Source organism: Pseudomonas mucoides, from assembly GCF_015461845.1.
Lineage (GTDB): Bacteria > Pseudomonadota > Gammaproteobacteria > Pseudomonadales > Pseudomonadaceae > Aquipseudomonas > Aquipseudomonas mucoides.
This window is the reverse complement of record NZ_JACOPW010000014.1, coordinates 44,282-54,821: the sequence shown is the minus strand read 5'-3', so window position 1 is coordinate 54,821 and position 10,540 is coordinate 44,282. Positions and strand designations below refer to the sequence as shown.

At 58.2% G+C, this 10,540-nt stretch carries 7 protein-coding genes and 2 rRNA genes; 4 read left to right on the top strand and 5 right to left on the bottom strand.

What is annotated here, in order from left to right; translation table 11 throughout:
• Both rrf (H8F22_RS33325) and rrf (H8F22_RS32245) read left to right on the top strand, forming a co-directional pair.
• Positions 1–79, top strand: a 5S ribosomal RNA gene (gene rrf / locus H8F22_RS33325); the annotation flags it as partial.
• Positions 80–187: 108 nt separating this feature from the next.
• Positions 188–303, top strand: a 5S ribosomal RNA gene (gene rrf, locus H8F22_RS32245).
• Between the two features lie 78 nt (positions 304–381).
• Here the strand turns inward: rrf (H8F22_RS32245) and H8F22_RS32240 are convergent.
• The 5 genes from H8F22_RS32240 to H8F22_RS32220 all read right to left on the bottom strand — a co-directional run bounded on the left by H8F22_RS32240 (position 382) and on the right by H8F22_RS32220 (position 7,396).
• Complete coding sequence (locus H8F22_RS32240; RefSeq protein WP_027926033.1) at positions 382–849, bottom strand: SRPBCC family protein; 468 nt, start codon at positions 847–849, stop codon at positions 382–384.
• 22 nt (positions 850–871) lie between these two features.
• Positions 872–4,285 (bottom strand): non-ribosomal peptide synthetase, encoded by a 3,414-nt coding sequence (locus H8F22_RS32235; RefSeq protein WP_194941134.1) that lies wholly within the window; start codon positions 4,283–4,285, stop codon positions 872–874.
• Between the two features lie 14 nt (positions 4,286–4,299).
• Entirely contained in the window at positions 4,300–5,229 is a 930-nt protein-coding gene (locus tag H8F22_RS32230) for a diiron oxygenase (RefSeq protein ID WP_027926031.1), read from the bottom strand.
• Positions 5,226–6,002: a DUF3050 domain-containing protein gene (locus tag H8F22_RS32225; RefSeq protein ID WP_194941133.1), complete on the bottom strand. Its 777-nt coding sequence runs from the start codon at positions 6,000–6,002 to the stop codon at positions 5,226–5,228. Before H8F22_RS32225 ends, H8F22_RS32230 begins: the two co-directional genes overlap by 4 nt.
• A 683-nt stretch (positions 6,003–6,685) precedes the next feature.
• A complete protein-coding gene (locus H8F22_RS32220; protein WP_027926029.1) occupies positions 6,686–7,396 on the bottom strand; it encodes a GntR family transcriptional regulator in 711 nt (236 codons plus the stop codon).
• Positions 7,397–7,614: 218 nt separating this feature from the next.
• Between H8F22_RS32220 and lapG the strand changes: the two genes are divergently transcribed.
• Positions 7,615–8,307: a cysteine protease LapG gene (lapG, locus tag H8F22_RS32215; protein WP_027926028.1), complete on the top strand. Its 693-nt coding sequence runs from the start codon at positions 7,615–7,617 to the stop codon at positions 8,305–8,307.
• A 14-nt stretch (positions 8,308–8,321) separates the two neighbouring features.
• Complete coding sequence (gene lapD / locus H8F22_RS32210; protein ID WP_059181869.1) at positions 8,322–10,268, top strand: cyclic di-GMP receptor LapD; 1,947 nt, start codon at positions 8,322–8,324, stop codon at positions 10,266–10,268.
• The last annotated feature ends 272 nt before the right edge of the window (positions 10,269–10,540 follow it).

Here is a 10,540-nt window from a genome sequence, read left to right as displayed (position 1 = left end):
TCCCGAACTCAGCAGTGAAACGATGCATCGCCGATGGTAGTGTGGGGTTTCCCCATGTGAGAGTAGGTCATCGTCAAGATTAAATTCCGAAACCCCTATCTGCGTATGCAGGTAGGGGTTTTGTTTTAGTAGAAGTCACCATTTTTTGCTGGCACGTTGCTGCGGTAACGGGCTGGTCACAGAATTTCTTGACGACCATAGAGCATTGGAACCACCTGATCCCATCCCGAACTCAGCAGTGAAACAATGCATCGCCGATGGTAGTGTGGGGTTTCCCCATGTGAGAGTAGGTCATCGTCAAGATTGAATTCCGAAACCCCTGTCTGCTAACGCAGACAGGGGTTTTGTCGTTTCAGGCTGCGTTATCGATCAAGCTCAGACTTATACAAACAGCTTCAACACATTATTCATCGCATCATCAGCAAACCCCTGCACAAACGCCTTGAACCCCGGCAGAGCCTCAGCACCCCTCTGCACCGGTTCGGCGATGATGGTCCAGGTCGCACGGGACTTGCCCACGCCCAGCGGCTCAACACTCATCGCCGCCCACAAATTGGCCACGCCCAAGGTGTTGTAGATCGTGGTCCAGGTCATGTTCAACGCGTGGTCATCCCGCGAGTTGAGTTGCTCGACCACCAGGTTACCGTCCTTGAAGAATTTTTTGCGTAAGGACGATACGCCTTCGCCCGTCATTTCGATGTGCGACAGTGCCGGAATGAACTGATCAAAGCCGGCAAAGTTGCCGACGATTGCCCAGACTTTCGTGGCTTCCACCGGCACTTCCACCGAGGACACCACGTGGCAGCCTTCAGGATTTTTGATCAGGGTATCGGGTTGCAGAGTGCTCATGGTTTTGCTCCGTTTGGTTGATTCAGATGAAGTTGATTTCTTTCAGGTAGTCGCAACCACGCCGCAGTAGCGCCGGGGTCTTTTCCGGGTAGTGCGCGCCCATCTGTCGCACGCCGGCCTGGGCGTTGGCGTGGCCGATCATCGAGATGTCGCCGATGTCTTCCTCGAAGCCGTTGAGGTAAAAACCGAGCACACCGAACAGCGCGTTGTCGCTGTCGACCCGGCCCAGTTGCTGCTGCCAGTGCGCGACGCTGACCATAGAGAATTCCCGCCCGGCCTCGCGAAAGGACGCCACGTAGTCGTCCCAGCTCAACGGCTCGGGGTTGTGCAGGTTGAACACCGCCTTTTCCGGCTGATAGCGGCTGGCATGGAAGGCGATGAATCGGGCGAGAAAGTCCACCGGCATCAGGTCGAAATTCAGCGCGAACTCCGGCACCTGGCCGAGCTGGATCGAGCCTTTGAGCATCAACATCAAACGGTTTTTGTGCGGCTGGCAGACACCCGTGAGGCTGTTGAAACTGATGTTGCCGGGGCGATAGAGATTGACCCGCACCCCACGCTCGCGAGCCCGTTCAAGAATCCGTTCGCCGACCCACTTGGAGAGGTTGTAGCCATTCTTGATATAGATTGGCGGGGTCTGCGCCGCTGGCAATTCCAGCACTCGGCCGTCGGCGGCAATCGTGCTGGACGCTGAGAGCGTCGAGACGAAGTTGAAGACTTTCTTGCTGCGCCCTTCACACAACTTCAGGCACTCGAAAATCGGTTCGACGTTGTCTCGCGCCAGTGATTCGTAATCGAGTACGTGATTGACGTTGGCAGCGTTGTGCACCAGCGCGCCGAACTCTCGATCGAGGCGCGCGTAAACCTCATCGGATAGCCCCAGAAACGGATGAGTCATGTCCGACGCATAAACCCGTACACGGCTCAGATCCAGATGCTCCAGACGGTTCTCGCGCAGCGCATGAGCGAAGCGCTCGGCCGCTGATTGCCCACCGCCATCGCGCACCAGGCACGCGACTTCAGTGGCGCCCCAACCCAGCAGTGCCTCGACGATATGCACACCGACAAAACTGTTTGCGCCGGTGACAATCACCTTATGCACGTCGCCCATTCGGCTGACAGGCAGCGGCTGAATATCCAACTCACGGAAGGCATCCGCCAAGGCCTTTTCGCTGAGCACTTCTTCAGTGCCGGAGCCGCGCACCAAGGTCGCCAACTTCGTAATGGTCGGCAGTTCAATGAAGCGGTTGATCGAAATACTGCGCCCGAACTCCTCACGCAATCGCAGCAGCATGCGCGACAACAGGATCGAGTGACCGCCCAGATTGAAGAAGCTTTCGTCGGTAGAAATATCGCTGGCCGGCAGCTCCAGCAACTCGGTCCAGATCTCCAGCAGCAAAGCCTCATCGGCACTGACTGGCAAGCGTCGAGCGGTGTTTTCCAGGACGTTGACCGGCATGGCAAGCAACGCTTTGCGATCGACTTTGCCATTACTGGCGAAGGGCATGCTGTGCAGTTCGGTCCAGGCACCGGGCTGCATGTAGTCCGGCAAGAACTGCAACGCGTGAGCCTTCAAGGCTTCGCGAGCGGCACCGGGCCAGTCTTCCTGAGGCTGTGCGAGGAAGGCCAGAATGCGCCGCTGACTGTCGATGACCACCGCCACCTGGCGGTACAACAGGCTGTCGCGCAGGCAGCGTTCGATCTCTTCCGGTTCAACCCGAAAGCCGCGAATCTTCACCTGGTTATCTCGCCGCCCACACAGCTCGATGCCGTCGCTCGTCCACTTCGCCATATCGCCAGTCCGATAGGCGCGCAGGCTTTGGCCGCTTGGCAAACTCAGGTTCAGATAGCGTTCGGCGGTCTGCTGCGGGTTGTTCAGATACCCCAGGCACACCCCCGGCCCGACGATGTACAACTCACCTACGGTGTGGTCGGTAACGGGTTGAAACTCTTCATCGAGAATCAGCACCTGACTGTTGGCAATCGGTGCGCCGAGGGTCCGGTTACTGTCGCCGGGACGCAATTGTCGCGCGGTGATCAGCACCGTGGCTTCGGTCGGGCCATACAAGTTGTAGAGCTTGCCCTGGCGCGACAGTTGTTCGATCACGTACGGTTCACAAACGTCGCCGCCGGTCATCACATGATCCAGCCCCTGTAACTGATCCAGCGGCAGAATGCTCAGCAGTGCCGGCGGCAAAAAACCGTGGCTGAGTTGCTGGTGGCGGATCAGCTCGACCAGTTGCAAGGGATCACGGCGTTGATCGTCACTGGGCACGATCAGCTTGGCGCCCTGCAACAGCGTCGGGAAAATATCGATCAGCGACGAGTCAAAACTCAGCGATGAAAACTGCAGTACCCGACTCTGTTCGGTGAGTTGTACGTAGTCTGCGTACCACGTAGTGAAGTGTGCAAGGTTGGCCTGACTGAGCAACACGCCTTTGGGATGGCCGGTGGTGCCCGAGGTATAGAGCGCCATGCACGGCGCATCCCTGTCAGGTCGCTGACGCATCAAGGGTTGTTCGAGGTCCACGTCGTCGAGGTCGATGCGGCTGATGTCCAGCCCCGGCATGTCCTCGGCGAGCGGATGCTGGCCGTCATGCAGCAACAACACGGCCCCGGCGTTTGAAAGTATGTACTGCTGACGTTGCAGCGGATGGCTCGGCTCCAACGGCAAATACACCGCGCCGCTGCCGAGAATCGCCAGAATCCCTGCATACAGCGCACTGCATTTCGGCAGGCAGATCCCGACCACCAACGGCCCCTGATGCTTATCGAGCAGCGGCTGTAACTGCTGTTGGATAGCACGGCTATGGGCATGCAGTTGCCGATAGCTCAGCGTCGTACCGTCGATGCTCAGCGCGGGTCGTTCGGCGGATTGAAGGAGGCGCTGTTCAAGGCGCTCGATCATCGGGATCTGCCCCAGTTCCAGCAGCCAGGGTTGAGCGGTGACGTTGAGTTGATGGACGAATGCCAGGTGTTCAAGCCACACCAACGTGTCCACACGCTCAAAGTGAGCCGGCGCGGCCGGTTGTGCGTGCAGAAAATACTCGGCATCCCGGGAGAAGCGGCTGACCAGCAGCGCGACGTGATCCACCAGCTCCGCTACCGCTCGCAGGCGCAATGCCTGGCCGTTGCCGTAAGGCTCGTCGGCGATCGGCACACGCGTGAACAATGCCTCGTTGTACGAGCACAACAGGTCCAGCGACGGCAAGCTACCAGCCTCCGACCCGCCGATACCCAGTTGAAGCGTCAATCGCGGTGTCTCACCAGAATGACCGAAAGGCATCGACGCGTCGTCTATCAGCAAATCAAACGACGGTTGCTTATCAAGTGTGTCGAAAAACCGCACCAGCGAATGACCGTGTTGTTCAAGCTCCAGCGCCAGGGCGGTCAAGGCCTGGCTTTGCCCAATGAGCAAAATGTCGAGACGTCTCATGGAGGTTCTCCTCGTTAAACCAGGTAGTCGCTGAGGGCGTCTTGCACGCACGGCGAATCGAGCAGCGAACTGCTGCGGAAAAACCGCACGATGTTGGCGACCAGCGGGTGATGGCGATTGATCGGGAAGGCCAACCCCGAGACTTCGCCCTTGAGGGCCTGACGCGCCGCGTCGCTGATCTGCAAAGACTCGATCAGCCGGAAGTCGAAAGACTTCTGGATATCGTTGGTCAGGTAATGGCCGATGAACACCGGCAGGATCTGCGCGATGCAATGGCGATCGTCTTCGCTCGCGGTGTGCCAGTAGATACGCACGAGCCGCGCCCAGAAGCCGGAGTGGCGACCTTCGTCCAGCAAGTGATCGGCCATCAGGCCTTTGATCGATTGCTTGACCGTGTCGTCTTTGGCGAACGCCGCGACATCGCCGGTCACGGTGTTCTCGGCAATGGCCACGCAGATCAATTCGACGGCGCTGCGCAAGTGTTCCGGCGCGAGCGCCACCGCCGCCGGGATAGCGCGACTGAGCTCGATTTCGTCTGGCAACAGGACCGGTGTGATGCCGGTCATGGCGATGGTCTGCTGCATGAAATCCATGGCCACCAAGGCGTGGTAATCCTCGTCCACCACCACGGTCATGGCGTCGTATCGGCAAGCGAACGGGAACGCCACGGCGAAGCGATTCTTGGCGATGCTGCGCGCAGTCTTGTCGACGATCTCGGTTTCGAAAATCACCACGTCGTTGATGAATTTGTAGAGCGTCTGCACCAAGGCGAAGTCCCGCTGTTCCGGGCATTCACGCAGGAAGGTTTCGCTCAGCACCAGCGGCTGACGGCTCAAGGGATAGATCAGCTTGTCATCGTTTTCCAGCACTCGCCGTGGGCGAGTGCGGATGGTCGCGCGGCTCTCCCAGGCGTCGGCGAAGGATTGGTAATCGGCAGCGTTCATACAGTCACCTCACGCAAAGGCTCGCCCATGCTCAGGCGCAGACCGTCCCACAGGGCAATGCGGCTTTCTACGGCAGCAATCGCGCTGGCGTAGACGTCTTCTTCCCGTTGCGGATTGCCATCAACCAACCGGGCGAGAAGCTTTTCCGCCGCCGGGCCGTGGTCTTCGGAATCGACTTCGATGTGCCGTGCCAGGTAATAACGGAAGGTCGGCGCTTGCTCGATGCCGATGCCCCAATCGTCCAGAATTCGCTGGAACATCTGCGGAATCACACTCTCACGACCATGCAAAAACGCCGCTGCAACGCTGTGTCCCGGTGCATGCAATGCTGTGTGCAAGGTGTGCCGCACGAACTGCGCGGCGGCCGGGTCGACGTCCACGCTTTGCAACGCGACGTCGTAGCTCACGCCTTCTTGTTGCAACGCAACAAAGCGCTCCACGGCGACGGTGCTGGCGCCGACTTCGCGCATCGCATCCAGATACAATTCAAAGTGACTGTAATGACCCTGGGCCGGACGGTCATCGGACTCCTCACCCAGCACGATCTCGTTGATCAGGCGTGCGGCCTGCGAGTCTCGAGGCGGCAGCCAAGGTAATTGAACACAGGTCAGTTCCTGTTGCAGACGTTTGGTCAGCGACATGAAATCCCAGACTGCAAATACATGGGTTTCCATGAAGCGCTGAAGTACCGCCAGCGAATGTATTTCAGAAAAGATCGGGTGTGCACTAAGTTCTGCTTTCTTCTGGATGAGACGGTCTTTATTCGCTTTCATGAGTATGCCTATAAGTGATCTGAGATGGCGTTAAGGAAGTTGCGATCAATCAGTGCCTGGCGTTTAAAGTTTTCAGTGGGCGAGCAAGTGCCTCGAACTGATTAGTCGGTTTGAATGGCTATGAGTCCACAGGGCAAGCCTTGTAGGACTTTGCTCAGTGCGGCGAGCAAAAACTAATACACGAATAAAGTTTCCGGCAAGTCATTTTTTAATTAAATGAAAGTTCAAGTTTGTTCGGCGCGACAAGCTCCAATAAAACTGCGGTTTGAAGTTTTATTCAGGCGTAGTTGCTCCTTCCAACTAATTAAAGTCAGAATTGAAATAAAGAGTGAATGCCTCACTCGAAGCAACTTTCTTGGTTGAATCAATGACGTGACTTTAGAGGGTGGAAGTTGGCTGGGATCAACGCCGATGCTTCCTTTCCCGTGACAAGACTCCTTCCGTAGGTTCTTGTGGCGGGGACTGTTGCGCAGGTGCGCAGCGTCGCCCGTTCATTGGTTGTTGGCCGTCCAAGAGTGAGCGTAAATCACGGCAGCCGCTATCACCGAGGCGTCATCCTCTCGGTACAGTTATTGGGCTTGGGAAGGGAAAAATCGAGGGCAAGGCTTTAGCGAGGGGCTGAGCGCCGACGTGGTCAGCGAAACGAGCAGTCCGATCTGCTCGTTCAGGCTTGATGGCACGATTTACCGGGTGGTTTTCTTGTTCAGTGCTTCAGGGCTGGCGAGATAGCGCGTAATGACCTCTACACCGCGGTTGAGGTGATTTTCTAGCAGCTTGACTGCGCGCTCGATGTCGCGATCTTCCACGGCCAGCAACAGCTCCCGGTGATCGTCCTGGGACAGTTTGCCCAGTCCCATCGCTTCGAGGTTGAAACGCAGGAAGCGTTCTTCTTCGTTCAACCCTTCTTCGATCAGGCCCAACAGGCGGCGGTTAGGCGCCTTGCAGTACAGCGACATGTGGAACAAGCGATTGAGACGGCCAATCTCGCTGTAGTTCTGCTCGGTCTCCATATCATCGATATGACGGGCAGCGGCTTCCAGGTCTTCTTTTTCGAGCAATGGAATCGACAATCGCAGGGCTTCGGATTCCAGGAGAATCCGCAGCGCATAGGTTTCCACGGCGTCGCCCTGGACCAGCGGTGCGACGACGGCACCTTTATGGGCGACAACGTTGAGCAGCGCCTGGGCTTCGAGCTGGCGCAAGGCTTCGCGCACGGGCATACGGCTGACGCCGAACAGGTCAGCCAGGTCTTGCTGGCGCAACGCGGTGCCGCAAGGGATGCGCCCATCGAGAATCGCCGAACGCAGCGTTTCTTCGATCACCGAACGTGCGAGGTGAGCGGGTATCGACCCGCTGACCTTGATACTGCTGAGAGGGTTGGTCTTGTGTGACACTACTCGCACCCTATTCGACTGAAATATTTGGATCCAACTGGACACTAGTGACTGCGATGAGGCTTGTCAAACAAGTCAGGTTTTCAATCGCAACCTTTTAATGACATTCACAATACAAAGTCTAGCGCGTCGCCCGTGATTGCACCGTGCCATTGTCTTTTGTCGGGCTAACCTGCACCATCGGGCGAATTCCATTTGCCTGCTCTGGATGCCTCGCATTGGCGGTACGTTTCGCAATCCCACGGATCTTGCGCTGGCTGTGCTGCGCGCTGCTGCTGACCGGCGTCATGCTGGGCGGCTTGCAGGCCGATTGGGACTTTTCGCTGATCAGCCGTCGCGCCCAGGCCCTGTACGGGCCGTTGGGTGAAGGGCAGCAACGGATAGACGCCTGGCAGCATTTACTGGCCACGCAGAAGCAGGTCAGCGAGCTGGAACAGCTCAAAGTGGTCAACCTGTTCTTCAACAATCAGGTGCGCTACGTCGAGGACATCGACCTGTGGCACGACGTCGATTATTGGGAAACGCCCATCGAAGCGTTGTGGAAGGGCGCCGGCGATTGCGAAGACTATGCGATTGCCAAGTATTTCAGCCTGCGCCACCTCGGCGTGTCCAGTGACAAGCTGCGCATCACCTACGTCAAGGCGTTGCGTCAGAACCGGGCGCACATGGTGTTGACCTACTATTCCAGCCCCGAGGCCATGCCGCTGGTGCTCGACAGTCTGATCAACGAGATAAAACCGGCCAGTCAACGAACCGATCTGTTACCGGTCTACTCTTTCAATGCAGAAGGTTTGTATTTGCCGGGCGCCAAGGGCAACAAAAAGGTCGGTGACACCAAACGCCTGTCCCGCTGGCAGGACGTGTTGAAGAAAATGCAGGCCGAAGGTTTCCCGGTCGAAACGACAAACTAGGAGCACGCGCTCAGATGTCTTTGTTCAAACAGCTGTTGATCGCTATCTGTCTGTTCCTGGTGGTCGCCTTCACCGGCAGCTTCATGGTCAGCCTGGAAAGCTCGCGCACCCAGTACGTCAACCAGTTGCGTTCCCACGCTCAGGACGCCGCGACGGCGCTGGCGCTGTCCCTGACGCCGAACATCGACGACCCGGCGATGGTCGAGTTGCTGGTCAGTTCGATTTTCGACAGCGGCTACTACGCCAGTATCCGCGTCGTTGATCTGAGCAATGACAAAACCATCGTCGAGCGCAGCGGGATTCCGGCGGTGAACAACGTGCCGGACTGGTTCGTCAAAATGATTGGCCTCGAAGCCGCTGGCGGCGATGCGATTGTCAGCCGTGGCTGGGAGCAGGCGGCGCGGGTCGAGGTGGTCAGCCACCCGATGTTCGCGTTGGCCAAGCTGTGGCAGAGCGCGCTGGGCAGTCTTGGCTGGTTGCTGGTCTGCGGCGCCGTGAGTGCGGTACTGGGCGCGCTGCTGTTGCGTCGGCAATTGAAACCGCTGGACTACATGGTCCAGCAATCCCACGCCATCGCGCGTCGTGAATTTCTCAGCCTGCCGGAGCTGCCACGCACCCCGGAGCTGCGCCGCGTGGTGCAGGCGATGAACCAGATGGTCGAGAAGCTCAAGGCACTGTTCCAGGAGCAGGCCGAACGCAGTGAAAAACTGCGGGTCGAGTCCTATCAGGACAACCTGACGGGACTCGCCAACCGTCGTTATTTCGAGATGCAATTAAACGCTCGGGTGAGCAATCCGGAGCAGGCCAGTTCCGGTTATCTGCTGTTGTTGCGGGTCAAGGACCTGGCCGGTTTGAACCAGCGGTTAGGCGGCCAGCGCACCGACCAGTTGTTGAAAGCGGTAGGCGAGCAGTTGTCCCGCGAGTGTGCCAAGTACCCGGAAACCCAGAACCTCGTCACGCGGATTCGCGGCGGCGAATTCGCTGTGCTGGCCCCGGGGTTGGTGCGCGAAGAAGCGTTGCAGCTGGCGCAGAGCCTCGACAGTGCCTTGGCCAGCCTGCATGCGACGGGCGCCACCGACGTGGCCACGGTGGCTTCGATCGGGCTGGCGCCGTTTGTTCATGGCGACTCACCACAAGCGGTGCTGGGGCTAGGTGACCAGGCGCTGGCGCAGGCCGAAAGTCAGGGCGAGCCGAGCTGGGCGTGCCTGGATCACAGCGCGTCGGCCAGTGTCGGCGATGACCATCATGCCTGGAACAACTTGCTGGATCAGGCGTTGAATCAGCGGCGCTTCCAGCTGTATTTCCAACCGGTTGTGGCCAGTCAGGACACGCAACTGGTGCTGCATTACAAAGTGCTCTCGCGCTTGGTCGACGAGCAGGGCCAGACCATTCCCGCCGGGCGCTTCCTGCCATGGCTGGAGCGTTTTGGCTGGACTGCGCGGCTGGATCGGCTGATGTTGGAGTTGGTGCTGGAACAGATGGCGGACCACGAAGAGTCGCTGGCGTTGAACCTGTCGTCGGCGACGTTGGGCGATCCGCAAACGCTGAATAAAATCTTCGAGATTCTGCGCGCGAATTCCAATCTGGGGCCGCGCCTGACCCTGGAAATTGGCGAGGAACAATTGCCAGAGCAGGCGAAGCTGGAAGAGCTGACGCGGCGCCTGCGAGAACTCGGCTTCTCCCTGAGCCTGCAGCGCTTTGGCGGGCGTTTCAGCATGATCGGCAACCTGGCGCGGCTGGGGTTGGCGTACTTGAAGATCGATGGCGGCTACATTCGGGCGATTGATCAGGAGAGCGACAAGCGCCTGTTCATCGAGGCAATCCAGCGCGCGGCGCACAGCATCGATTTGCCGCTGATTGCCGAGCGGGTCGAGACCGAAGGGGAGTTGTCGGTGATTCGGGAAATGGGGATCTATGGGGTTCAGGGGCAGTTGTTCGGTGAGCCCAAGCCTTGGCGGTGAGGCTGATGCCCTTATCGCAGTCACCGGGAAATCTGAAGGAAAACTCCTAGGAGATTTCCTTCGAGTTGCGTCGGTTTTGGTGAACTTATTCCGGGTAATGCGCAGGTCTAGTCTGGCCTTGTCACTGAATAATCGGTGACACGGACGTGCAAGTCCGGGTAAAAACCACATCCAAACACTGCCTCTGGCCGTTCATCAGGCATTTTTCATGCTTGTTGCGATTGCTTTATGGCGGCTGTGTGCGGGAGACCTTCGGGTCTGCCGAGGTTTAG

What these genes read in the sequence shown, in the direction of transcription:
- H8F22_RS32240 (WP_027926033.1), bottom strand. Translation starts at nt 849, where the DNA reads ATGAGCACTCTGCAACCCGATACCCTGATCAAAAATCCTGAAGGCTGC.
- H8F22_RS32235 (WP_194941134.1), bottom strand. Translation starts at nt 4,285, where the DNA reads ATGAGACGTCTCGACATTTTGCTCATTGGGCAAAGCCAGGCCTTGACC.
- H8F22_RS32230 (WP_027926031.1), bottom strand. Translation starts at nt 5,229, where the DNA reads ATGAACGCTGCCGATTACCAATCCTTCGCCGACGCCTGGGAGAGCCGC.
- H8F22_RS32225 (WP_194941133.1), bottom strand. Translation starts at nt 6,002, where the DNA reads ATGAAAGCGAATAAAGACCGTCTCATCCAGAAGAAAGCAGAACTTAGT.
- lapD (WP_059181869.1), top strand. Translation starts at nt 8,322, where the DNA reads ATGTCTTTGTTCAAACAGCTGTTGATCGCTATCTGTCTGTTCCTGGTG.